This is a genomic window from Streptococcus pseudopneumoniae (assembly GCF_001074975.1).
Lineage (GTDB): Bacteria > Bacillota > Bacilli > Lactobacillales > Streptococcaceae > Streptococcus > Streptococcus pseudopneumoniae_D.
This window is the reverse complement of sequence record NZ_JUUO01000070.1, coordinates 1-22,825: the sequence shown is the minus strand read 5'-3', so window position 1 is coordinate 22,825 and position 22,825 is coordinate 1. Positions and strand designations below refer to the sequence as shown.

24 protein-coding genes are annotated in these 22,825 nt (G+C 39.1%); 17 read left to right on the top strand and 7 right to left on the bottom strand.

Annotated features, from left to right (window positions below; translation table 11 throughout):
• The first annotated feature begins 199 nt into the window (after window positions 1–199).
• From ADI86_RS03565 to ADI86_RS03515, 11 genes are all read left to right on the top strand, one after another.
• Window positions 200–838 carry an adenylate kinase gene (locus ADI86_RS03565; protein WP_001050436.1) on the top strand — a complete coding sequence of 213 codons (639 nt, stop codon included), beginning with the start codon at window positions 200–202 and terminating at the stop codon, window positions 836–838.
• Window positions 839–954: 116 nt separating this feature from the next.
• A complete protein-coding gene (infA, locus tag ADI86_RS03560) occupies window positions 955–1,173 on the top strand; it encodes a translation initiation factor IF-1 (RefSeq protein WP_001029883.1) in 219 nt (72 codons plus the stop codon).
• 24 nt (window positions 1,174–1,197) lie between these two features.
• Complete coding sequence (rpmJ, locus tag ADI86_RS03555) at window positions 1,198–1,314, top strand: 50S ribosomal protein L36 (RefSeq protein WP_001808836.1); 117 nt, start codon at window positions 1,198–1,200, stop codon at window positions 1,312–1,314.
• 17 nt (window positions 1,315–1,331) lie between these two features.
• Complete coding sequence (gene rpsM, locus ADI86_RS03550; RefSeq protein WP_000090781.1) at window positions 1,332–1,697, top strand: 30S ribosomal protein S13; 366 nt, start codon at window positions 1,332–1,334, stop codon at window positions 1,695–1,697.
• Window positions 1,698–1,714: 17 nt separating this feature from the next.
• A complete protein-coding gene (gene rpsK / locus ADI86_RS03545) occupies window positions 1,715–2,098 on the top strand; it encodes a 30S ribosomal protein S11 (protein ID WP_001118385.1) in 384 nt (127 codons plus the stop codon).
• 42 nt (window positions 2,099–2,140) lie between these two features.
• Entirely contained in the window at window positions 2,141–3,076 is a 936-nt protein-coding gene (locus ADI86_RS03540; RefSeq protein ID WP_000568988.1) for a DNA-directed RNA polymerase subunit alpha, read from the top strand.
• An 11-nt stretch (window positions 3,077–3,087) separates the two neighbouring features.
• Window positions 3,088–3,474, top strand: a complete 387-nt coding sequence (gene rplQ, locus ADI86_RS03535) for a 50S ribosomal protein L17 (RefSeq protein ID WP_000331493.1) — start codon at window positions 3,088–3,090, stop codon at window positions 3,472–3,474.
• 264 nt (window positions 3,475–3,738) lie between these two features.
• Window positions 3,739–4,005 (top strand): ACT domain-containing protein, encoded by a 267-nt coding sequence (locus ADI86_RS03530; RefSeq protein ID WP_049531820.1) that lies wholly within the window; start codon window positions 3,739–3,741, stop codon window positions 4,003–4,005.
• 9 nt (window positions 4,006–4,014) lie between these two features.
• On the top strand, window positions 4,015–5,352 hold the full coding sequence (locus ADI86_RS03525) for a PFL family protein (RefSeq protein ID WP_049531819.1): 1,338 nt from the start codon (window positions 4,015–4,017) through the stop codon (window positions 5,350–5,352).
• A gap of 17 nt (window positions 5,353–5,369) precedes the next feature.
• The gene (locus ADI86_RS03520) at window positions 5,370–6,845 is read left to right on the top strand and encodes a choline-binding protein C (RefSeq protein WP_049531818.1); all 1,476 of its coding nucleotides are present in this window, start codon (window positions 5,370–5,372) and stop codon (window positions 6,843–6,845) included.
• A gap of 232 nt (window positions 6,846–7,077) precedes the next feature.
• Window positions 7,078–7,770, top strand: coding sequence for a histidine phosphatase family protein (locus ADI86_RS03515; protein WP_049531817.1), 693 nt, complete (start codon window positions 7,078–7,080; stop codon window positions 7,768–7,770).
• Window positions 7,771–7,872: 102 nt separating this feature from the next.
• Here the strand turns inward: ADI86_RS03515 and ADI86_RS03510 are convergent, their stop codons facing one another.
• From ADI86_RS03510 to ADI86_RS03485, 6 genes are all read right to left on the bottom strand, one after another.
• Window positions 7,873–9,531 (bottom strand): ABC transporter permease, encoded by a 1,659-nt coding sequence (locus ADI86_RS03510; protein WP_049531816.1) that lies wholly within the window; start codon window positions 9,529–9,531, stop codon window positions 7,873–7,875.
• Window positions 9,521–10,612 (bottom strand): ABC transporter ATP-binding protein, encoded by a 1,092-nt coding sequence (locus ADI86_RS03505; RefSeq protein WP_049531815.1) that lies wholly within the window; start codon window positions 10,610–10,612, stop codon window positions 9,521–9,523. Before ADI86_RS03505 ends, ADI86_RS03510 begins: the two co-directional genes overlap by 11 nt.
• Window positions 10,613–10,624: 12 nt before the next feature.
• A complete protein-coding gene (locus tag ADI86_RS03500) occupies window positions 10,625–11,671 on the bottom strand; it encodes an ABC transporter substrate-binding protein (protein WP_049531814.1) in 1,047 nt (348 codons plus the stop codon).
• A gap of 162 nt (window positions 11,672–11,833) precedes the next feature.
• Window positions 11,834–12,874: an ABC transporter substrate-binding protein gene (locus ADI86_RS03495; protein ID WP_049531813.1), complete on the bottom strand. Its 1,041-nt coding sequence runs from the start codon at window positions 12,872–12,874 to the stop codon at window positions 11,834–11,836.
• A 292-nt stretch (window positions 12,875–13,166) separates the two neighbouring features.
• Window positions 13,167–13,937 carry a response regulator transcription factor gene (locus ADI86_RS11010; RefSeq protein ID WP_080983161.1) on the bottom strand — a complete coding sequence of 257 codons (771 nt, stop codon included), beginning with the start codon at window positions 13,935–13,937 and terminating at the stop codon, window positions 13,167–13,169.
• Window positions 13,930–15,579: a sensor histidine kinase gene (locus tag ADI86_RS03485; RefSeq protein ID WP_049531812.1), complete on the bottom strand. Its 1,650-nt coding sequence runs from the start codon at window positions 15,577–15,579 to the stop codon at window positions 13,930–13,932. The genes ADI86_RS11010 and ADI86_RS03485 overlap by 8 nt, the downstream gene beginning before the upstream one ends.
• Before the next feature lie 147 nt (window positions 15,580–15,726).
• On the opposite strand from ADI86_RS03485, the gene leuS reads away from it, so the two are divergent.
• From leuS to ADI86_RS03465, 4 genes are read left to right on the top strand one after another with little or no spacing between them, the layout of a single operon-like run.
• Complete coding sequence (leuS, locus tag ADI86_RS03480; protein WP_049531811.1) at window positions 15,727–18,228, top strand: leucine--tRNA ligase; 2,502 nt, start codon at window positions 15,727–15,729, stop codon at window positions 18,226–18,228.
• Window positions 18,229–18,281: 53 nt separating this feature from the next.
• The gene (locus ADI86_RS03475; protein WP_049531810.1) at window positions 18,282–19,100 is read left to right on the top strand and encodes a hypothetical protein; all 819 of its coding nucleotides are present in this window, start codon (window positions 18,282–18,284) and stop codon (window positions 19,098–19,100) included.
• 54 nt (window positions 19,101–19,154) lie between these two features.
• Entirely contained in the window at window positions 19,155–19,850 is a 696-nt protein-coding gene (locus tag ADI86_RS03470) for a GNAT family N-acetyltransferase (protein WP_049531809.1), read from the top strand.
• A gap of 11 nt (window positions 19,851–19,861) precedes the next feature.
• Window positions 19,862–20,278 (top strand): GNAT family N-acetyltransferase, encoded by a 417-nt coding sequence (locus ADI86_RS03465; RefSeq protein ID WP_049531808.1) that lies wholly within the window; start codon window positions 19,862–19,864, stop codon window positions 20,276–20,278.
• Window positions 20,279–20,847: 569 nt separating this feature from the next.
• Here ADI86_RS03465 and ADI86_RS03460 read toward each other — a convergent pair.
• Complete coding sequence (locus ADI86_RS03460; RefSeq protein WP_000970382.1) at window positions 20,848–20,940, bottom strand: type I toxin-antitoxin system Fst family toxin; 93 nt, start codon at window positions 20,938–20,940, stop codon at window positions 20,848–20,850.
• Between the two features lie 133 nt (window positions 20,941–21,073).
• Here ADI86_RS03460 and ruvB point away from each other — a divergent pair, with 133 nt between their 5' ends.
• Together ruvB and ADI86_RS03450 are read left to right on the top strand one after the other, a co-directional pair.
• Complete coding sequence (gene ruvB / locus ADI86_RS03455) at window positions 21,074–22,072, top strand: Holliday junction branch migration DNA helicase RuvB (protein ID WP_080983160.1); 999 nt, start codon at window positions 21,074–21,076, stop codon at window positions 22,070–22,072.
• Window positions 22,053–22,625, top strand: coding sequence for a nucleotidyltransferase family protein (locus ADI86_RS03450; RefSeq protein ID WP_049531806.1), 573 nt, complete (start codon window positions 22,053–22,055; stop codon window positions 22,623–22,625). Before ruvB ends, ADI86_RS03450 begins: the two co-directional genes overlap by 20 nt.
• Window positions 22,626–22,825 lie beyond the last annotated feature (200 nt).

Sequence of the window (22,825 nt, the reverse complement as noted above, 5' to 3'; positions counted from 1 at the left end):
ACAGTGTTTTGAGCAACCTGCGGCTAGCTTCCTAGTTTGCTCTTTGATTTTCATTGAGTATAAATCAGTAAATACTGAGGGAGTGGAGGTTTAACTCTAACATTTGTGAGAGTTTGGTCTCCCCTCTTCTATTTTGTTTTTAAATAGGGGTGAAAAGACTTTTTGCTTCTATTTAAAAATAAAATAAGGAGATCAGATCATGAATCTTTTGATTATGGGCTTACCTGGTGCAGGTAAGGGAACTCAAGCAGCAAAAATCGTAGAACAATTCCATGTTGCACATATCTCAACAGGTGATATGTTCCGCGCTGCAATGGCAAATCAAACTGAAATGGGTGTTCTTGCTAAGTCATACATTGACAAGGGTGAATTGGTTCCTGACGAAGTTACAAATGGAATCGTAAAAGAACGTCTTTCACAAGATGATATTAAAGAAACAGGATTCTTGTTGGATGGTTATCCACGTACAATCGAACAAGCTCATGCCTTGGACAAAACATTGGCTGAACTTGGCATTGAACTAGAAGGTGTTATTAACATTGAAGTGAATCCAGATAGCCTCTTGGAACGTTTGAGTGGCCGTATCATCCACCGCGTAACTGGAGAAACTTTCCACAAGGTCTTTAACCCACCAGTTGATTATAAAGAAGAAGATTACTACCAACGTGAAGATGATAAGCCTGAGACAGTCAAACGTCGTTTGGATGTGAATATTGCTCAAGGGGAACCAATCATTGCTCACTACCGTGCCAAAGGTTTGGTTCATGACATCGAAGGTAATCAAGATATCAATGATGTTTTCTCAGATATCGAAAAAGTATTGACAAATTTGAAATAAAGCGCTTTTCACACTTGCAAAAATCAGCTATAAATGTTATACTGAGATAGTCTGACTTATAATTGTTGTCTCTGTGTCTAGAGGCATCGAATCGAAATTTATGGAGGTGCTTTTGCGTGGCAAAAGACGATGTGATTGAAGTTGAAGGCAAAGTAGTTGATACAATGCCGAATGCAATGTTTACGGTTGAACTTGAAAATGGACATCAGATTTTAGCAACAGTTTCTGGTAAAATTCGTAAAAACTATATTCGTATTTTAGCGGGAGATCGTGTTACTGTCGAAATGAGTCCATATGACTTGACACGTGGACGTATCACTTACCGCTTTAAATAATCGAAAAACTTGGAGGGATAAGAAATGAAAGTAAGACCATCGGTCAAACCAATTTGCGAATACTGTAAAGTTATTCGTCGTAATGGTCGTGTTATGGTAATTTGCCCAGCAAATCCAAAACACAAACAACGTCAAGGATAAGATAGAAAGGAGAAAACATGGCTCGTATTGCTGGAGTTGACATTCCAAATGACAAACGCGTAGTAATCTCATTGACTTATGTTTATGGTATCGGACTTGCAACATCTAAGAAAATTTTGGCAGCTGCTGGAATCTCAGAAGATGTTCGTGTACGTGATCTTACATCAGATCAAGAAGATGCTATCCGTCGTGAAGTGGATGCAATCAAAGTTGAAGGTGACCTTCGTCGTGAAGTAAACTTGAACATCAAACGTTTGATGGAAATCGGTTCATACCGTGGTATCCGTCACCGTCGTGGACTTCCTGTCCGTGGACAAAACACTAAAAACAACGCTCGCACTCGTAAAGGTAAAGCTGTTGCGATCGCTGGTAAGAAAAAATAATATAGGAGGTAAAAGTCTTGGCTAAACCAACACGTAAACGTCGTGTGAAAAAGAATATCGAATCTGGTATTGCTCATATTCACGCTACATTTAATAACACTATTGTTATGATTACTGATGTGCATGGTAATGCAATTGCTTGGTCATCAGCTGGTGCTCTTGGTTTCAAAGGTTCTCGTAAATCTACACCATTCGCTGCTCAAATGGCTTCTGAAGCTGCTGCTAAATCTGCACAAGAACACGGTCTTAAATCAGTTGAAGTTACTGTAAAAGGTCCAGGTTCTGGTCGTGAGTCAGCTATTCGTGCGCTTGCTGCCGCTGGTCTTGAAGTAACAGCAATTCGTGATGTGACTCCAGTGCCACACAATGGTGCTCGTCCTCCAAAACGTCGCCGTGTATAATCATCGCATTACACTGCTTTTCGTTTAAGAGGGAGTAACTAAATGATCGAGTTTGAAAAACCAAATATAACAAAAATTGATGAAAATAAAGATTATGGCAAGTTTGTAATCGAACCACTTGAACGTGGCTACGGTACAACTCTTGGTAACTCTCTTCGTCGTGTACTTCTAGCTTCTCTACCAGGAGCAGCTGTGACATCTATCAACATTGATGGTGTGTTACATGAGTTTGACACAGTTCCGGGTGTTCGTGAAGACGTGATGCAAATCATTCTGAACATTAAAGGAATTGCAGTGAAATCGTACGTTGAAGACGAAAAAATCATCGAACTAGATGTTGAAGGTCCTGCTGAAGTAACAGCTGGTGATATTTTGACAGATAGCGATATTGAAATTGTAAATCCAGATCATTATCTTTTTACAATCGGTGAAGGTTCTTCTCTAAAAGCGACTATGACTGTTAACAGTGGTCGTGGATATGTACCTGCAGATGAAAATAAAAAGGATAATGCACCAGTTGGAACACTTGCTGTAGATTCTATTTATACACCAGTTACAAAAGTCAACTATCAAGTGGAACCTGCTCGTGTAGGTAGCAATGATGGATTTGACAAATTAACCCTTGAAATCTTAACTAATGGAACAATTATTCCAGAAGATGCATTAGGGCTTTCAGCACGTATCTTGACAGAACATCTTGATTTGTTTACAAATCTTACTGAGATTGCTAAGTCAACTGAAGTGATGAAAGAAGCTGATACTGAATCTGACGACCGTATTTTGGATCGTACGATTGAGGAACTGGACTTGTCTGTGCGTTCATACAACTGTTTGAAACGTGCCGGTATCAATACTGTGCATGATTTGACAGAAAAATCTGAAGCAGAGATGATGAAAGTACGAAATCTTGGACGCAAGAGTTTGGAAGAAGTGAAACTCAAACTCATTGATTTGGGTCTTGGATTAAAAGATAAATAAAGGAGGAATAAATGGCTTACCGTAAACTAGGACGCACTAGCTCACAACGTAAAGCAATGCTTCGCGATTTGACAACTGACCTTTTGATCAACGAATCAATCGTGACAACTGAAGCTCGTGCTAAAGAAATCCGTAAAACTGTTGAAAAAATGATTACTCTAGGTAAACGTGGTGATTTGCATGCACGTCGTCAAGCAGCTGCTTTCGTACGTAATGAAATCGCATCTGAAAACTATGATGAAGCAACTGATAAGTACACTTCTACTACAGCACTTCAAAAATTGTTCTCAGAAATCGCACCTCGTTATGCTGAACGTAACGGTGGATACACTCGTATCCTTAAAACTGAACCACGTCGTGGTGATGCAGCGCCAATGGCGATCATCGAATTAGTATAAAATCATCAATTTTGTTGAGTGTTATGATGATGGAGTCTTGTGCTCTTAGTCTAGCTCTGGTCTACCGCTAGGATTTCGGTCCTAGCGGGAACACTCATCATAAGTTGGGATAGTAGACGCTTGTTTACGAAATTGTTTTTTGCTTAAGAACAACTTCGTAAGCAGGCGTTTTTGAGTATTTTAGTTGGAATTATGCTATACTAATTGAAAAGAATCCTGTTTAATGTTCAGGTTTCCTATTAAAAGAAGAATTGGAGTTTGCTTATGAAAGCGATTATAACTGTTGTTGGTAAAGATAAATCTGGAATTGTTGCAGGTGTTTCTAGTAAAATTGCAGAATTGGGTTTGAACATAGACGATATCTCTCAAACTGTCTTGGATGAATATTTCACGATGATGGCTGTCGTCTCTAGTGATGAAAAGCAAGATTTTACCTATCTTCGTAATGAATTTGAAGCTTTCGGGGAAACTTTGAATGTAAAAATTAATATTCAGAGTGCAGCGATTTTCGAAGCTATGTATAATATCTAGGAGGTGCACATGGATATTAGACAAGTTACTGAAACCATTGCTATGATTGAGGAGCAGAACTTCGATATCAGAACCATTACCATGGGGATTTCCCTTTTGGACTGTATCGATCCAGATATCAATCGTGCTGCGGAGAAAATTTATCAAAAGATTACGACCAAAGCAGCTAATTTAGTGACTGTTGGCGATGAAATTGCAGCTGAGTTGGGAATTCCTATCGTTAATAAGCGTGTATCTGTGACTCCTATTTCTCTGATTGGAGCAGCGACAGATTCGACGGACTATGTTGTGCTGGCAAAAGCGCTTGATAAGGCTGCGAAAGAGATTGGAGTGGACTTTATCGGTGGTTTTTCTGCCTTGGTACAGAAGGGGTATCAAAAGGGAGATGAGATTCTTATCAATTCTATTCCTCGCGCTTTGGCTGAAACAGACAAGGTCTGCTCGTCAGTCAATATCGGCTCAACCAAGTCTGGTATCAATATGACGGCTGTCGCAGATATGGGACGAGTTATCAAGGAAACGGCAACTCTATCTGATATGGGGGCAGCTAAGTTGGTTGTATTCGCTAATGCTGTTGAGGACAATCCATTTATGGCGGGTGCCTTCCATGGTGTTGGGGAGGCAGATGTTATCATCAATGTCGGAGTTTCCGGTCCTGGTGTGGTGAAACGTGCCTTGGAAAAAGTTCGTGGACAGAGCTTTGATGTAGTAGCCGAAACGGTCAAGAAGACTGCCTTCAAGATTACTCGTATCGGTCAATTGGTTGGTCAGATGGCCAGTGAGAGACTGGGTGTGGAGTTTGGTATTGTAGACTTGAGTTTGGCACCAACACCTGCTGTTGGAGATTCTGTAGCACGTGTCCTTGAGGAAATGGGGCTAGAGACAGTTGGAACGCATGGAACGACGGCTGCCTTGGCTCTCTTGAACGACCAAGTTAAGAAGGGTGGAGTGATGGCCTGCAACCAAGTTGGAGGTTTGTCTGGTGCCTTTATCCCTGTTTCTGAGGATGAGGGGATGATTGCTGCAGTGCAAAATGGTTCTCTTAATTTGGAAAAACTAGAAGCTATGACGGCTATCTGTTCAGTTGGTTTGGATATGATTGCCATTCCGGAGGATACACCTGCTGAAACCATTGCGGCTATGATTGCAGATGAAGCTGCAATTGGTGTCATTAATATGAAAACAACAGCTGTTCGTATCATTCCTAAAGGAAAAGAAGGAGACATGATTGAGTTTGGTGGTCTATTAGGTACTGCACCCGTTATGAAGGTCAATGGGGCTTCGTCTGTTGATTTCATCTCTCGTGGAGGACAAATCCCAGCACCAATTCATAGTTTTAAAAATTAAGAAAATAGGAGAAATTGATGAAAAAAGAAATGAAACGTGCTTTAGTAGCTTTAGGACTGTCGACTTTACTAGTCCCAACTTTTGCCAATCAAGTAGTTTATGCGCAGGAAAATGATAACAATTCTAGTAATGAGAGTTTTTACAAAACATGGTCAGATTTAGAGAGTGCACTTAGAAATTATTCTGAACAAGTAAAGAAAAAATTATTAAAAGAAATTGATGACATTGATTGGAATACTGTACAATTTAAAGAGGCTGATGTTTTAAAACTCAAGAATGCCATAGTTAAAAAAATAGATGAGGTGATAGAGGAGAGAGAGGAAAATATAAATAGATTTTCAAAAAGAGATCATTACTATTCGTCTGACATAGAAGGAACTATTAATAGAATGAAAGGTGATATGCCTAACTCTTTAGAATATGTTTTTGATATTGCTAGAATAAAAAAATTTGACTTACTACTTCAGCAAGTAGAAAAAGATAGTAATTTATACTCATCTGTTGAGAAGGAAAAACTAATTAGCGATTTAAAAAGTTTTTACGGACCATTAACAGGCTGGTCGTTACCTCGGTCTCGTCATTTTGGCGATGATGAGCCATACAATGATAGTAACTTAACATTAAAAGAGTATGTTCAAAAATTATCAACTTTTTATAACAAAGTTGATAAATGGAGCCCTAGTTTAATTCCTACGGAAAAAAATATCAGAGAAATTAATGCTGTTGCTTTCATGGAGAAGACAGCCATTAGTAATGATGATACACTTTCAAAAGCAGATAAAGTTTCTATGTTTAGTAAGATTGATGATATAGTTGAAGAGGGGATACACAAAATCAGGAAAGAAGCAGGTCTTGTATATAAGGAAGAGACTGTAAGACACATGCTATCCCCTGAAGAGTTATCTGTCTTTACTAAGCGTATTGAAGCTGTTTACCAAGGCAAAGTTAAGCCTAAGGTGACAAAAGAAGAGGCTATTCAAGCAGTTTCTACTGGGACTTCAACCTCAGCTTCAGTTTCAACTTCATCTCAGTCTACTGTTTCCTCTAATGGAGAGACTAAGAAGGATTATCAAGCAAGTAAGTGGTTTAAAGAGTCTGGCAAATGGTACTATAATGACCTTTCGGGTAATCTTGTAAGAAACCGTTGGGTAGGCCGTTATTATCTAAAAGCAGATGCTTCAATGGCTGCGAGTGAATGGATTTATGATGAAGACTATAAGAGCTGGTTTTATGTAGATTCAACTGGTAGTTATGTGGAGAAAGCTTGGCAGGGCGAATACTACCTAAAACGTGGCGGTTACATGGCTAAGAGTGAGTGGATATTTGATTCTCAGTATGATAGTTGGTATTATCTGAACCAAGACGGCAAGTACGCTCGTAACCAATGGATTAAGGATGGAGATAAGTGGTATTACTTGCTAGCCGATGGAAAACTAGCAAAAAATATGACCATTAACGGTTATAAAGTAAATGAAAAAGGTGAATGGGTTTAATGTTTTAAGTTCTATTTAAGGTTAGATGTGTATACTATAATCATTAAATAAAGACCTCCTAATATTATTTGAAACAGATAACACTGATTTAGTTTGAATTTGATTTTCATCTAATATCTTTATTTAATAGAACTCCTAAACTTTTTCATAATAATCTCCTGCAAAAGTCGCCTGTATGGGTGGCTTTTGTTTTATCATCCATGATATAATAGAAACAAACGGAGGACGGAAAATGGTAAAAGTACGATTGTATTTGGTACGTCATGGCAAGACTATGTTTAACACGATTGGTCGCGCGCAAGGTTGGAGCGATACTCCCTTAACAGCTGAAGGTGAGCGAGGGATTCAAGAATTAGGAATTGGTTTGCGAGAGTCTGGTCTACAGTTTGAGCGCGCTTATTCGAGTGATTCAGGGCGCACCATTCAGACCATGGGAATTATCCTTGAAGAACTTGGTTTGCAGGGGAAAATCCCTTACCGCATGGACAAGCGTATCAGAGAATGGTGTTTCGGTAGTTTTGATGGAGCCTACGATGGCGATCTTTTCATGGGCATTATTCCTCGTATCTTTAATGTGGAACATGTTCACCAATTGTCTTATGCTGAACTGGCTGAGGGCTTGGTAGAGGTCGATACAGCTGGTTGGGCTGAAGGATGGGAAAAACTCAGTAGCCGAATCAAGGAAGGTTTTGAAGCGATTGCCAAAGAAATGGAAGAACAAGGTGGGGGCAACGCTCTCGTTGTCAGTCACGGAATGACCATTGGAACCATTGTTTATTTGATTAATGGCATGCATCCGCATGGTCTAGATAATGGCAGCGTGACAATCCTTGAATATGAGGAAGGCCAGTTTAGCGTAGAAGTTGTCGGCGACCGTAGTTACCGAGAACTAGGACGGGAGAAGATGGAGGAAGTCTCTATTTAATCAGTCTAGACTTGCTTGTCATGAACTAGGGATTTGATAAGAATATAAAGATAAGAAAAAACAGCCGAGGGTAATCCTTTCGGCTGTTTTTGATGGGGAAAACTAAAGTGTAATGCTATTGCTTTTAGAGATTTTCATAAACAAGAGCAAGGAACCTACCGTTAGAACAGTCAGGATAGTTGACAAGGCTGCGGCTACACCGTAATTTCCTCTGAGAACCTCTGTATAAATAGCTACAGTCATTGTTCTTGTTTTGACATTGTAGAGGAGGATAGAAGTAGAGAGTTCTGAAATCATTGTGACCCAAGATAGGATGGCTCCAGAAATAATACCAGATAGCATCATTGGAGTTGTAATCTTGGCAAAGGTATTGAGACGACTACTTCCTAAGCTTTCCGCGGCTTCTTCAATACTTGGTGCTATTTGTTGCAAACTAGCAACAGATGAGCGAATAGTATAGGGTAATCTTCTGACAGATAGAGACATAATTAAGATGAAAGCTGTCCCTGTAATCATAAGAAATCCACTTCCAAATAGACCGGTATTGAAGGAAGAAATGAAGGCAATCCCTAGAACGGTTCCTGGTACAATATAAGGAACCATACTGAGGCTATCAATTAAGTTTGTAAACAAATTCCGTTTTCTAACGGCTAGGTAGGAGATAAATGTTGCGAATAGGACAACTAGAACTAAGGCAATCAAAGGGATACGAATGGTATTGAAAATAGCAGATCCCATACGATTGAAAGCTACCTTGTAACTGTTTAGAGAATAACCTTTGACAAATACCATACCTGATGTTTTTAGGAAAGAAGTATAAATCAAGTAGACTTGAGGTAGAACAGAGAACAAGATAATTCCGTAGACTGTTGCATAAATGGCAGCCATTTTTCCTTTTGTTGTTTTTTTAGGCTCAATTGGATGGAGCGAATTCATGCTGAAACTGTAGCGATTTGAAATGTATTTTTGGATAAGGAAAATTGCCAAGGCGATGATAATCGCCATAATTGCTAAAGCAGATGCAAAAGCAGAATTTCCTCCAACCTCGCTAATAAATTGGGTATAAATCAAGACTGGGAAAGTCCGATATCCTTCACCAATCAACATCGGTGTTCCAAAGTCTGAGAATGCTCTCATAAATACAAGTAGGGCAGCTGCTAGTAAGGTTGGAACTAGGAGAGGTAAAACAACCGTTACGATACGCTTAAATCCGAAGGACCCCATGCTTTCAGCAGCTTCAAGTAGAGAATTGTCAATACTTTTCATTGTCCCAGCAACGTATAGAAATACCAGTGGGAATAGTTGCAGTGTAAAGACAAGTACAATTCCTTTGAATCCATAAATATCGATAGCTGGAAGATGAAGGGCATTTGTCAGAAATTTTGTGATGACCCCATTTCGTCCCAGCAAGAGAATCCAGGAGTAGGCTCCCACGAAAGGAGCTGACATGGAAGCAATGATAATCAATATTTGTAGAAATTTCTTTCCCTTGAAATCATACATGGAAAAGAGGTAAGCTAATAGGGTTCCTACAACTAAGGAAGTGACAGTAGCGGTAATGGAAACCTTGAAACTGTTGACTAGTGTCTCAGAGTAGTAGGCTTTACTAAAGAAAGTGACAAAATTAGCTAGTGAGAATTGCCCTTCATGTATGAGTGCTTGCTTGAGCACGGTAACGATAGGATAAACGAGAAAGACAAGATAGGTAAGAAAGATGAAGAAAGAGGAGGCTGTCCAAATATTTAGTTTTTTACGTTCCATGGTTGACTCCTTTTATCAGGTTTTGCGAACCATCTGCAGAAAAGACGTTTAATTTTTGAGTATTGATTCGTAGACGAATACGATCGCCTTTTTGTAGATCTTCTTCAAAAGTTGATTCTTCGCTAACTTGAATTTTTGAGGCAAAGCCTGTCTCGATGAAATATTCAGTATTTAGTCCAAGATAGACGCTATCGCTAATAGTTCCTTCAATATCTCCAGACTCATCTTTGATAAACTCTTCAGGACGAATGCTTACATGAATAGCCTGTTCCTCTGCGTGGTCAAGAGTTGGCATACGAAGAGAATAGCCGTCTGAAAAGACGATATAAGCACCGTCGCTCCGTTTTTCGAGATTGGCAGGGATAATATTTGTGCGTCCGATAAAGGTTGCTACAAACTCATTAGCTGGTTTATGATAGAGTTCTTTTGGCCGACCGATTTGTTGGATCACCCCATCTTTCATAACAGCAATTTGGTCTGAAATAGCCATGGCTTCTTCTTGGTCGTGGGTTACATAAACAGTTGTAATTCCCACTTCGTGTTGGATTTCTCTAATGGCTTGACGCATATCCAAGCGAAGTTTGGCATCTAGGTTACTAAGCGGCTCGTCCATGAGGAGAACACTTGGATTAACAGCTAAGGCGCGTGCCAAGGCGACACGTTGTTGTTGTCCACCACTAAGTTTATCGGGCTTTCGATCCGCATATTGAGCAATTTGCATGAGTTCAAGATATTTATTGGTCTGTTGTACCAATTCTTCTTTAGGGACTTTCTTTTGCTTGAGACCAAAAGCAACATTATCTCGAACAGTCAAATGTGGGAAAATAGCGTAGTTTTGGAAAACCATGCCGATATTGCGTTTGCTGGGTTCCATATTATTGATTTTTGTATCATCGAAGTAAAATTCTCCGCCTTCGATACTGTTGAAACCTGCAATCATACGAAGAAGTGTCGTTTTCCCACACCCTGAAGGTCCAAGAAGGGTAAAGAGACTTCCTTTTGGAATTGTAATGTTCAAATTCTCAATAACAGGGACATCGTGGTAGATTTTTTTGGCGTTAATAATTTTGATCTCACTCATAGTGAACCTCTTTTACTGTTTAGATTGGATATCTGTAAAGACTTCGTTGTATTTCTTAACGATATCTGATTTATTCTTGATGACATAATCATAATCTTCAGTGAGTGTTTTGATTTTGTCAATTGGTTTCATGTTTTCGCTTGTTTTGGCATTTTTACGAACAGGACGGTTAGTAGTGGTTGTACCAAGTGTATCTTGTACTTCTTGAGAGATAATAAAATCGATAAATTTCTTGGCATTTTCCATATTTTTCGCTTTTTTAACGATAGCAGCACTAGCAGGTAGGAAGACGGTTCCTTCTTTTGGATAGACTACCTTGATATTAGCTCCGTCATTTAAGAGTTTAACTGCTGGATCTTCATAAGAGAGACCAACAGCCATTTCTCCGTCAGCGACTGCTTTATAGACACCAGATGAGCTTGAACCGATTTTACCATCAATAAGTGTGAAGAGATCTTTTACATAAGACCAGGCTTTATCGTCTTTGTAACCACCTTGAGCTTGTAGCATATTTGTTAATTGAGCAAAGGCGCTAGAAGAGTTTGCTGGGTCAGCAGTTGCGATTTTTCCTTTTAGTTCAGGTTTGAGAAGGTCGCTATATCCTTCGATGTTCATGCCTTTCGTTAAATCGGGATTGACGATTAAAACACTACCATCTAGTGTATAAGGTGTGGAGTAGCCAGTTGTGTTTTGATATTCTTTGATAACATTATCATTTTCTTTTGAAGTATAGTTTTCAAAGAGTTCTCCGTGGGTAGCATATTGTGTATAAGAACCACCAAAGATGACATCAGCTACAGGAGCTTCTTTTTCTGACTCTAGTTTTTTGAAAAGTTCTCCAGTACCAGCTTGAATCAGTTCTACTTTGATACCATATTTTTCTTCAAAGGCAGGAATAGTTGCTCCGATTAAGCCCTCTGAGTTTGGTGAATAAACGACTAGCGAACCGCCGTCTCCTTTATCAGATGAACTGTCATCGGCAGATTCATTAGAAGAACAAGCGGCAAGACCAAAAAGAGCTAGTCCGCAAGCAGCATAATACATCCATTTCTTTTTCATGATGGATACCTCCGTTATGTTATTTAAGTTTATTTTAAAATAATGTAAGCGTTTTTAAAACCGATAATTCTATTCTATTAGGGTAAAATTCTCTACAAAAACGGAAGTAATCTTTTTGATTTTATACTAGGGTACGACAGTTAATCATTGGAAAGTCAAATTTTATTTTTTAGATTGAATATCTGTAAAAATGTCATTGTACTTTTTAAGAATAGCGGATTTGTTTTTGATGACATAATCTGAATCTTCAGTGGCAATATTGATTTCTGTCATAGCCTTCATATTTTTATTGGTTTTAGCATTTTTACGAATGGGTCTGATTGTAGTTTCAGTTCCTAGCTTATCTTGGATTTCTTGAGAAAGGAGGAAATCGATAAATTTCTTGGCATTTTCCATGTGTTTGGCATTTTTGACGATAGCCGCGTTACCAGGTAAAAAGACGGTTCCTTCTTTTGGATAAATGACTTTTACATCAACTCCATCATTTAAGAGTTTTAAGGCAGGGTCTTCATAGGTGAGTCCAACAGCCATTTCCCCATCGGCGACAGCTTTGTAAACATTTGAAGAGCTAGATGCAATTTTTCCATCTACTAGAGTAAATAGATTTTTCACATAGTTCCAAGCCTGTTCATTTTCGTATCCACCTTGATCTATAAGCATGTTTGTTAATTGAGCAAAGGCGCTAGAAGCATTACTAGGATCAGCAGTAGCAATTTTTCCTTTTAATTTAGGATTGAGTAGATCATTGTAACCTTCAATTTTTATATCTTTTGTAAGAGCTGAATTGGCAATGATGACACTGACATCCAGTGTATAAGGTGTGTAGAATCCTGTTTTATTTTGATATTCAGGAATTATCTGGTCGTTCTCTTGAGAAATATAAGGTTCAAAAAGTTTTTCGTTAGAAGAGAAGAGGGCGTAGGAGCCTCCGAAAATGACATCAGCTACAGGGGATTCTTTTTCGGCCTCAGCTTTTTTGAATAATTCACCAGTGCTGGCTTGTACTAAATCAACCTTAATACCATATTTTTCTTCGAAGGCTGGGATTGTTTCTTCGATAAGATCTTCAGGGTTAGGCGAGTAGACAACCAAAGTGCTATCTGAATCTTTTTCAGTGCTAGTTTCCGCTTCTATAGGTGAAGAACATCCTGATAAAGAAAGGAATATCCAGCCACAAGAGAGAAAGAATAGTATTTTTTTCATAAGTATCTCCTTTTTTACGAACATTTTCTCTACCTAGATTGTTAATGTCTTTAAATTGTAGAGTTCTACAGGATATAATAAAAACCTTAAAGAAATCTAAAACGGGAAATAGAAAATGGGTGTCTCGAGCAAGGATGGGTAAACTGTAGCTGGGATTTCGATGGTAATCCTCTTCAATGCACATCATTTTATCTGCAATCTCAAAGCTATGATTTGAGTAGTTAGCACTTTGATTTTCATTGGGTAAAAGTACAAAATAAAAAGATTGCTAGAGTTGAGCAATCCTTTTACATCAATGATTTTTATCCATAAGTTTTAATTCTTTTGGAGAAATATGGAGATACTTTTTAAAAACTTTTGCAAAATATTTATAGTCTGAAAATCCAACTTGTTCAGAGATATCGCTTAAGGGAGAATTAGGGGACTCAGCCATTTTATCTATAGCTTGCTTGAGGCGGTAGCGTAAGATATATTCATTTAGCGTCATTGGGAAGTCTTCTTTGATAACCTTATATAGATAACTTTCACTATATCCTAGATTCTCTGCAATGCTAGAAATGGTAAAGTGCATGAAGTAATGTTGGTGCACAAATTCAAGAATTTGCTGAATGATTTGGTTTTGTGTATCAACTTGTTGGATAGAGGTGAGTAAAGTTTGATATTCTTCTAAAAAAGGAGTTTCTTGATAAGTGCTAACTCGTAATCGCAAAACAATTTTGTGAAGACATTCTGTCAATTCCTTGGTATCAATTGGTTTGGATAGAAAATCAACTGCCCCATATTGCATGGCTTTTTTGGCATTTTGAAAATCGTTATAACCTGATAAGATAACTTTTTCATAGGAGAGAGTACGAGTGGCTTCAAACATCATAAAAGCATCCATAATTGGCATGGTGATGTCTGTTAAGACAATATGAGGTTCTTTTTCTTGGATGAGTTTCATTCCCTCTTGACCGTGACTGGCAGTTCCTACGACTTGGATACCTAGGGCAGAGTAGTCTACGGCAATCTCTAGCCATTTTCGAATGAGGTGTTCATCTTCTACGATAATGAGCTTAAACATGAGTTAGTCCTTTCGTTATAAATTTGACCCAAGTTTCTCCATGGCGATTGACTCCTAAATCTAGCTGGACATCAGAAAAGAAATTGCTCAATCGTTTGTAGCTGTTAACGATGCCATGTTGGGTATGAGGGCTTTCTAAAGAGTCTAAAATAGCGAGTCGCTCTTGTTTTGTGAGCCCTCCGGCATTATCCTTGACAAAAAAAGTCAGAGAATCTTCTTCCAAGGTAATTTGGATATCAATATGAAGATCAATACGGTATTGCATCCCATATTTTATAGCATTTTCTACTAGAGGAAGCAAGAAAAGCTTAGGTATAGGCTGATTATCGACAGTTTCTGGACAGACAATATCATAAGAAAAGTGCTCAAAACGAATCTTATGAATAATAAGGTAATCCTCTATAATCTTTAAATCTTGGCAAATGGTTGTTTCTTTTTCTAAATCGGTGATACTGTAGCGAAGAATGCGCGTGAGGTTTTGAATCAGATCTTGTGTGAGATCTGCATCCATTAAAGAAGTGATTTTAATCGTCTCAAGTGTATTGTAGAGAAAATGAGGATTGAACTGAGCTTCCAGCATTTTTCTTTCAAAAATCCACTTTTCTTTTTCGATGGTCAACATTTTTTGATGAAGTTGATCTAATTCGTACAACATATTGTTGATTTTTTCTGCCATAAACTCAAACTCATCACCTGTTTGTAGAGAAAGCCTTTTTTCTGCTTGTTTAGGAATTTCTTGAAGTTGGTAAACCAAACTTTCAATAGGAACAGCATTGTGTGTGGCAATTTTATGAGCAATTCGCCTTGCTTGCCAGAAGTAGAGGAAGAATATACATAAGGTGAGGACGGAGGCTAGGCCGAGTAAGCTAGGAATGGGAAAAAAGGATTGAAAAGTATAGATTGAAAAAATAGCACCGACTTTTTCTTTTTGAACAATAAGCGGTTCATTCGCATACCAGTGGGTGCGAGAGTGTAGGAGTTTTTCATCAAATTTTTCCAGAGTGGAACGAGTAAACTGATTTGTATTGTTAGAAAACATATTTCCAAAGCTATCGGTAATGATGTATTTAGAATTTATCATTGGGAAACTTGAGATGAAATCATTCTCATTTACGAAAGCAATAGTATAGGCTTTAACTCGTTGGTTTTGAAGTAGTGGTTTGATAAAGAGTGTGTAGTGTTGCTTGTCTGAAGAAAGTGCAATTTTTTCTGTAACTTTATCTTGAGAAGGATTTTGAATGAGCAGTTTTAGATAGTAGGGAGATAAAATACTTTCTTGGTGATTTCGATTGGTACTAAATAGTAATTCACCTGTATCACTTAGGATAATGAGGTCAGAACTAAGTTTTAATTTAGCTTTTGTCTCGTAAAATAAGCTAAAGACTTCTCTCTCTGTGTGTTTGCCGTCCAAAAATCCAGGAATCATTTTATGGTTCATGGTAGTCAGGAGCTCACTATTTGCTTCTTTCATCTCTTGAACTTGTTTGACAATCTGTCTCGTGTCTTTGGATAGTTGTTGCTTTTGTAAAACATAGGAAAAACCAAAAAGTAAAATGAGTAGTAAAAGAGAGGTCACAAAGGCTGCGATAGAGCTTCTATGGAGAATTTCTTTTTGGAGAGATTTTTTAAAGGAATGAGACATCCGCTACCTCCTTGGAAGGGTTTTCTGTTATAAGTATAGCAGTTTAAAAATTCTAGAGCAAGGTAAAATAGAAAAGTATAGAATAGAACGAGACCAAATTCCCTCAAAAATGGTATAATAGTAACATCACAAAATTGGAGAGAGACCATGAGTTTTTACAATCATAAAGAAATTGAGCCTAAGTGGCAGGGCTACTGGGCAGAACATCATACATTTAAGACAGGAACAGATGCCTCAAAACCTAAGTTTTATGCACTTGACATGTTCCCTTACCCGTCTGGAGCTGGATTGCACGTAGGACACCCAGAAGGTTATACCGCAACCGATATCCTCAGCCGTTACAAACGTGCGCAAGGCTACAATGTCCTTCACCCAATGGGTTGGGATGCCTTTGGTTTGCCTGCAGAGCAATATGCTATGGATACTGGTAATGACCCAGCAGAATTTACAGCTGAGAACATTGCTAACTTCAAACGCCAAATCAATGCGCTTGGATTTTCTTATGACTGGGATCGTGAAGTCAATACAACAGATCCAAACTACTACAAGTGGACTCAATGGATTTTCACCAAGCTTTACGAAAAAGGCTTGGCCTATGAAGCTGAAGTGCCAGTAAACTGGGTTGAGGAATTGGGAACTGCCATTGCCAATGAAGAAGTGCTTCCTGACGGAACTTCTGAGCGTGGAGGCTATCCAGTTGTCCGCAAACCAATGCGCCAATGGATGCTCAAAATCACGGCCTACGCAGAGCGTTTGCTCAATGACTTAGATGAACTTGATTGGCCAGAGTCTATCAAGGACATGCAGCGCAACTGGATTGGGAAATCAACTGGTGCTAATGTAACTTTTAAAGTTAAGGGAACAGACAAGGAATTCACAGTCTTTACCACTCGTCCGGACACCCTTTTCGGTGCGACTTTCACTGTTTTGGCTCCTGAACATGATTTGGTTGACGCTATCACAAGTCCAGAGCAAGCAGAGGCAGTAGCAGACTATAAACACCAAGCTAGCCTTAAGTCTGACTTGGCTCGTACAGACCTTGCTAAAGAAAAAACTGGTGTTTGGACTGGTGCTTATGCCATCAACCCTGCCAATGGTAAGGAAATTCCAATCTGGATTGCCGACTATGTTCTTGCTAGCTATGGTACAGGTGCGGTCATGGCTGTGCCTGCCCACGACCAACGTGACTGGGAATTTGCCAAACAATTTGACCTTCCAATCGTAGAAGTACTTGAAGGTGGAAACGTTGAAGAAGCTGCCTACACAGAAGATGGCCTTCACGTTAATTCAGACTTCCTAGATGGACTCAACAAAGAAGACGCGATTGCCAAGATTGTGGCTTGGTTGGAAGAAAAAGGCTGTGGACAAGAGAAGGTTACCTACCGTCTCCGCGACTGGCTCTTTAGCCGTCAACGTTACTGGGGTGAGCCAATTCCTATCATTCATTGGGAAGATGGAACTTCAACAGCTGTCCCTGAAAGTGAATTGCCACTTGTCTTGCCTGTAACCAAGGATATCCGTCCTTCAGGTACTGGTGAAAGTCCACTAGCTAACTTGACAGACTGGCTTGAAGTGACTCGTGAAGATGGCGTCAAAGGTCGTCGTGAAACCAATACTATGCCACAGTGGGCTGGTTCAAGCTGGTACTACCTCCGCTATATTGACCCACACAATACTGAGAAATTGGCTGATGAGGACCTTCTCAAACAATGGTTGCCAGTAGATATCTACGTGGGTGGTGCAGAGCATGCTGTTCTTCACTTGCTTTATGCTCGTTTTTGGCACAAATTCCTCTATGACCTCGGTGTTGTTCCGACTAAGGAACCATTCCAAAAACTCTTTAACCAAGGGATGATTTTGGGAACAAGCTACCGTGACCACCGTGGCGCTCTTGTGGCAACCGATAAGGTTGAAAAACGTGACGGTTCTTTCTTCCATGTGGAAACAGGAGAGGAGTTGGAGCAAGCGCCAGCTAAGATGTCTAAATCCCTCAAGAACGTTGTCAACCCAGATGATGTGGTGGAACAATACGGTGCTGACACCCTTCGTGTCTATGAAATGTTCATGGGACCACTTGATGCTTCAATCGCTTGGTCAGAAGAAGGTTTGGAAGGAAGCCGTAAGTTCCTTGACCGTGTTTACCGTTTGATTACAAGTAAAGAAATCGTTGCGGAAAATAATGGTGATCTTGACAAGGTTTATAACGAAACCGTTAAATCTGTCACTGAGCAAATCGAATCCATGAAATTCAACACAGCTATTGCCCAACTTATGGTCTTTGTCAACGCCGCTAACAAGGAAGACAAGCTCTATGTGGACTACGCTAAAGGCTTCGTTCAGTTGATTGCACCATTTGCTCCTCACTTAGCAGAAGAGCTCTGGCAAACTGTTGCAGCAACAGGTGAGTCAATCTCTTACGTGGCTTGGCCAACATGGGACGAAAGCAAATTGGTTGAAGACGAAATCGAAATCGTTGTCCAAATCAAAGGAAAAGTTCGTGCCAAACTCATGGTTGCTAAAGATCTATCACGCGAAGAATTGCAAGAAATTGCTCTAGCGGATGAAAAAGTCAAAGCAGAAATTGACGGTAAGGAAATCGTGAAGGTGATTGCAGTACCTAACAAACTCGTTAATATTGTTGTGAAATAAAAAGAAGTAACTCTAGAGTATGAACTTTAGAGTTACTTTTAGAAGAGGTCGGAATGAATAGATTAGTGAACAATAGCAGGAAATGTGAAATTTTATTATTTATTGTAGTGTTAGTAATATCAATAGTGGGTGCATATTATTTTAAAAATTTTCCTTGGGACCAGGAAAGTTTAACTTTGACACTAACTTTAGACACTCTCTTTGCAGTTTTTATTACTTTCTTTAGTTTTTCAAATGATAAATCAAGCAATATTTTTGGAATATCTCCAAATGAAATTATAAGGACACAGTCTGAAGTATATCAATTTTTATTTACAAAATCTTTTGCAACTTTGCTAATGGCAACGAATTTGTTATCTATTATTCATTATTTTGGAGCCAAAAATTTTATAGTTTCTATTAATGAAACTTATCCTCGCGTTCAATTTAGTGTTGGTTTCATATGGATATCACTGTTTGGTATTCTGATAATCTATTTTATTTGGCTCTTAATAGAGGGATTAAAATATATTAGAAAAATAAATTATGTCATTCAAAATAAGGCACTAATTTATTTCTATTCGCAGGTAAAATCTAGGGGGAAGCTTCCTGATTATGAGTCGGAAAAATATGGTGAATACATTAATTTGTATGAATTGTGTCGTCAAGAAACAGGCGTAAAGCTTCTTACATTTTTGAGAGGAGTAGACGAAAAAATGGGGGGAGGTCCTAGTGACGCAGTGAGTATTATGTTTGAATCTTTTGATAAAGCAGATCAGATTGTGGCTCTGAATATTTGTAGAAACTATGTAGCACAAGAAAATGTTTTAAATAAGGAAGATGCAGAAAAATTGTTAAATGAAATTGATAAAAAACTTGAAATTAGCAGATAGGACAATTTAAATAGGGTTGAGTAAAAAGTTTAAAACTGCCAAAAGGAGAAAGTTATGCCAGTAAATGAATATGGTCAGATGATTGGTGAGCCTTTAGTCGGTCACACGTCTGGTAAATTACCTGCTATTGATTTCTTAGAAGGGGGTTATACTAGGATAGAGGCTCTTTCTGTGGAAAAGCATGCGGAGGATTTGCTAGCTGTTTATGGTCCTGATACTCCTCGGGAGATGTGGACCTACCTCTTTCAGGAACCGGTGGCAGATATGGAGGAGCTGGTTACCCTTTTAAATCAGATGTTGGCTCGTAAGGATCGTTTTTACTATGCCATCATAGACAAGGAGACTGGTAAGGCTTTGGGAACTTTTTCACTTATGCGCATTGACCAGAATAACCGAGTAATAGAAGTGGGAGCTGTCACTTTTTCGCCAGAGCTCAAGGGGACACGGATTGGAACCGAAGCTCAGTATCTCTTGGCTTGCTATGTTTTTGAAGAACTTCACTATCGTCGCTATGAGTGGAAATGCGATGCTCTTAACTTGCCATCAAGACGAGCAGCGGAACGTTTGGGCTTTATTTATGAAGGAACCTTCCGTCAGGCAGTGGTCTACAAGGGGCGTACGAGGGATACGGATTGGTTGTCTATGATTGATAAGGACTGGCCCCAAGTCAAATCTCGTTTGGAAACGTGGTTGCATCCTAAAAACTTTGATAAAAATGGACGACAGTACAAGAGCTTAAGAGAGCTCTAAGAGGTGATGACATGATAACGATTAGAAAGCAAGAAATCGTCAAGCTTGAGGATGTTTTGCATCTCTATCAGGCTGTCGGTTGGACAAATTATACAAATCAATCTCAGATGTTGGAGCAGGCCTTGTCTCATTCATTAGTAATTTATCTGGCACTTGATGGTGATGTTGTGGTGGGCTTGATTCGTTTGGTTGGAGATGGTTTTTCATCAGTTTTTGTACAGGATTTGATTGTTTTGCCTAGCTATCAGCGCCAAGGAATTGGTAGAACCTTGGTGAAAGAGGCTTTAGGGGATTACAAAGATGCCTATCAAGTTCAACTGGTGACAGACCAAACAGAGAAAAATTTGGGATTTTATCGTTCCTTGGGGTTTGAAACCTTATCCACCTATGATTGTACAGGAATGATTTGGGTAAACAGAGAAAAATAATAAAACTTGTTTGTTCTTAAGCAAAGTTTAAGGATGGTCTAGTATTATATAATCATTAAATAAAGACCTCCTAACTTTATTTAATGAAATCCTAAAACTTTTTTCATCATAATCTCCTAATGAAGCCACTCAATCAGGTGGCTTTTTTGCGTGGTTAGGTGCTGCTGATAGAAATTTTTTGAAAAATAGTAAAATTTGAGAAAAGTTAAGCTAGTTTTAAGCTTCGTCTTGTATCATATAGTTATTAAATAAAGACCTCCTAACTTTATTTAATAAAATCCTAAACTTTTCTTTTTCATAATAATCTCCCTTAACTCCACCCAATCAGGTGGAGTTTTTTTGCACTATTTCAGGCTTTTTGGGACTATTCTAAAAATCATTTTCCGATATTTTCCGATATTTTCCGGTATTTTTCGGATTTTGGTCGGGGAATTGGCGGGGATGATGTAAACCTTTGACAAAATGTGTGAACTATGGGATAATAAAAAGGAATTGAGTACTAGTTCTATATCATGGGCTAGAAAAGACCCCAAGCTCACGTCCAAATAAGCTTGGGGTCTTTTTTGACACTATTTGTCCTTGTTTAGCCATTTATCGACTAAGCGAAGAACGACACCGACCACAATTGGTCCGATGATAGTTTTGAGTACTAATTCCATCATGGGCTATCTCACCTCCTTTCGTAGGCGGTGTAGAAGTGCCGTAGAATATTATACCACATAAGTGCTCAACTCGGGAGTCACCCAATCAGGTGGCTTTTTTGTTTGTGGCTTGGTTTTTTGATATAATAGAGCCATGAGTAGAATTTTAGATAATGAGATAATGGGTGATGAGGAGTTGGTAGAACGTACCCTCCGTCCCCAATATTTACGTGAATATATCGGTCAAGACAAGGTCAAGGATCAGCTTCAAATCTTTATCGAAGCAGCAAAAATGCGAGATGAGGCGCTGGATCATGTCCTCTTATTTGGACCTCCAGGTCTGGGGAAAACGACCATGGCCTTTGTTATTGCCAACGAACTGGGAGTCAATCTCAAGCAGACTTCGGGTCCAGTCATTGAAAAAGCTGGTGACTTGGTAGCGATTTTGAATGACTTAGAGCCTGGGGACGTCCTTTTTATTGATGAGATTCATCGCTTGCCCATGTCAGTGGAAGAGGTGCTTTACAGTGCTATGGAGGACTTCTACATTGATATCATGATTGGGGCTGGTGAAGGTAGTCGCAGTGTTCATTTGGAGTTGCCACCTTTTACCTTGATTGGTGCGACGACCCGTGCGGGTATGCTCTCAAATCCACTACGGGCACGTTTTGGGATTACTGGTCATATGGAGTATTATGCCCATGATGACTTGACAGAAATTGTCGAGCGGACGGCAGATATTTTTGAGATGGAAATCACTCATGAGGCAGCATCTGAGTTGGCCCTACGTAGTCGTGGGACGCCTCGTATTGCCAATCGTCTCCTCAAGCGCGTGCGCGATTTTGCCCAGATTATGGGGAATGGAGTTATCGATGATCTTATTACCGATAAGGCTTTGACCATGCTGGATGTTGACCATGAAGGTCTGGACTATGTGGACCAAAAAATCCTTCGCACCATGATTGAGATGTACGGTGGTGGTCCTGTTGGTTTAGGAACTCTTTCTGTTAACATAGCAGAAGAGCGTGAGACAGTCGAAGACATGTATGAGCCTTACTTGATTCAAAAAGGTTTTATTATGCGGACACGTTCTGGACGGGTGGCGACTGCTAAGGCATATGAGCACTTGGGTTATGAATACAGTGAAAAATGAACAAGAAATTCTAGAGGCTTTCAGAGAAAATCCGGATATGATGGCTATTCTGACGATCATCCGGTACCTTGGCTTAAAAGACTCGTGGTTGGCAGCAGGTTCTGTCAGAAATTTTATCTGGAATCTCTTATCAGACAAATCCCCTTTTGACTGTGAAACAGATGTAGATGTGATTTTCTTTGATCCAGATGTTTCTTATGAGGAAACAGTATCCCTAGAGAAAAAACTGCGAGAGGACTTTCCTAAGTACCAATGGGAGTTGAAAAATCAGGTCTATATGCACCAGCATAGCCCGCATACTGGTCCTTATACCAGTTCCCGTGATGCTATGAGTAAGTACCCAGAAAGATGTACGGCTGTTGGACTACGCTTGAATGAAGAATCCGCTTTTGAACTCTTTACTCCATACGGTCTCGAGGATATTTTGAATTTTCAAGTTCGTCCAACTCCTCATTTTTTAGAGAATGAAGACCGAATGAAACTCTACCAAATACGATTATCCAAGAAAAATTGGCAGGAAAAATGGAAAAATTTGATTTTTAAAAATACTTAAGGAAACTTTAAGCTAGGGAGTGTATACTAAGTTCATAAGTTAAGAAGACCTTAACTTAAACTCCTAAAACTTTTTCATAATAATCTCCCTATAAAAAAATAAAGTCGTCCAATCAGGCGGCTTATTTTTTTGAAAAATGGGTAACTTCTAAAACTAACTTCCAGTTTCTCACCACCTAGCATTTAGTATGAGAAAAACGC

Coding starts and splice junctions, on each gene's coding strand:
- ADI86_RS03565 (WP_001050436.1), top strand. CDS start 200: ATGAATCTTTTGATTATGGGCTTACCTGGTGCAGGTAAGGGAACTCAA.
- rpmJ (WP_001808836.1), top strand. CDS start 1,198: ATGAAAGTAAGACCATCGGTCAAACCAATTTGCGAATACTGTAAAGTT.
- rpsM (WP_000090781.1), top strand. CDS start 1,332: ATGGCTCGTATTGCTGGAGTTGACATTCCAAATGACAAACGCGTAGTA.
- ADI86_RS03540 (WP_000568988.1), top strand. CDS start 2,141: ATGATCGAGTTTGAAAAACCAAATATAACAAAAATTGATGAAAATAAA.
- rplQ (WP_000331493.1), top strand. CDS start 3,088: ATGGCTTACCGTAAACTAGGACGCACTAGCTCACAACGTAAAGCAATG.
- ADI86_RS03530 (WP_049531820.1), top strand. CDS start 3,739: ATGAAAGCGATTATAACTGTTGTTGGTAAAGATAAATCTGGAATTGTT.
- ADI86_RS03525 (WP_049531819.1), top strand. CDS start 4,015: ATGGATATTAGACAAGTTACTGAAACCATTGCTATGATTGAGGAGCAG.
- ADI86_RS03520 (WP_049531818.1), top strand. CDS start 5,370: ATGAAAAAAGAAATGAAACGTGCTTTAGTAGCTTTAGGACTGTCGACT.
- ADI86_RS03515 (WP_049531817.1), top strand. CDS start 7,078: ATGGTAAAAGTACGATTGTATTTGGTACGTCATGGCAAGACTATGTTT.
- ADI86_RS03510 (WP_049531816.1), bottom strand. CDS start 9,531: ATGGAACGTAAAAAACTAAATATTTGGACAGCCTCCTCTTTCTTCATC.
- ADI86_RS03505 (WP_049531815.1), bottom strand. CDS start 10,612: ATGAGTGAGATCAAAATTATTAACGCCAAAAAAATCTACCACGATGTC.
- ADI86_RS03500 (WP_049531814.1), bottom strand. CDS start 11,671: ATGAAAAAGAAATGGATGTATTATGCTGCTTGCGGACTAGCTCTTTTT.
- ADI86_RS03495 (WP_049531813.1), bottom strand. CDS start 12,874: ATGAAAAAAATACTATTCTTTCTCTCTTGTGGCTGGATATTCCTTTCT.
- ADI86_RS11010 (WP_080983161.1), bottom strand. CDS start 13,937: ATGTTTAAGCTCATTATCGTAGAAGATGAACACCTCATTCGAAAATGG.
- ADI86_RS03485 (WP_049531812.1), bottom strand. CDS start 15,579: ATGTCTCATTCCTTTAAAAAATCTCTCCAAAAAGAAATTCTCCATAGA.
- leuS (WP_049531811.1), top strand. CDS start 15,727: ATGAGTTTTTACAATCATAAAGAAATTGAGCCTAAGTGGCAGGGCTAC.
- ADI86_RS03475 (WP_049531810.1), top strand. CDS start 18,282: ATGAATAGATTAGTGAACAATAGCAGGAAATGTGAAATTTTATTATTT.
- ADI86_RS03470 (WP_049531809.1), top strand. CDS start 19,155: ATGCCAGTAAATGAATATGGTCAGATGATTGGTGAGCCTTTAGTCGGT.
- ADI86_RS03465 (WP_049531808.1), top strand. CDS start 19,862: ATGATAACGATTAGAAAGCAAGAAATCGTCAAGCTTGAGGATGTTTTG.
- ADI86_RS03460 (WP_000970382.1), bottom strand. CDS start 20,940: ATGATGGAATTAGTACTCAAAACTATCATCGGACCAATTGTGGTCGGT.
- ruvB (WP_080983160.1), top strand. CDS start 21,074: ATGAGTAGAATTTTAGATAATGAGATAATGGGTGATGAGGAGTTGGTA.
- ADI86_RS03450 (WP_049531806.1), top strand. CDS start 22,053: ATGAATACAGTGAAAAATGAACAAGAAATTCTAGAGGCTTTCAGAGAA.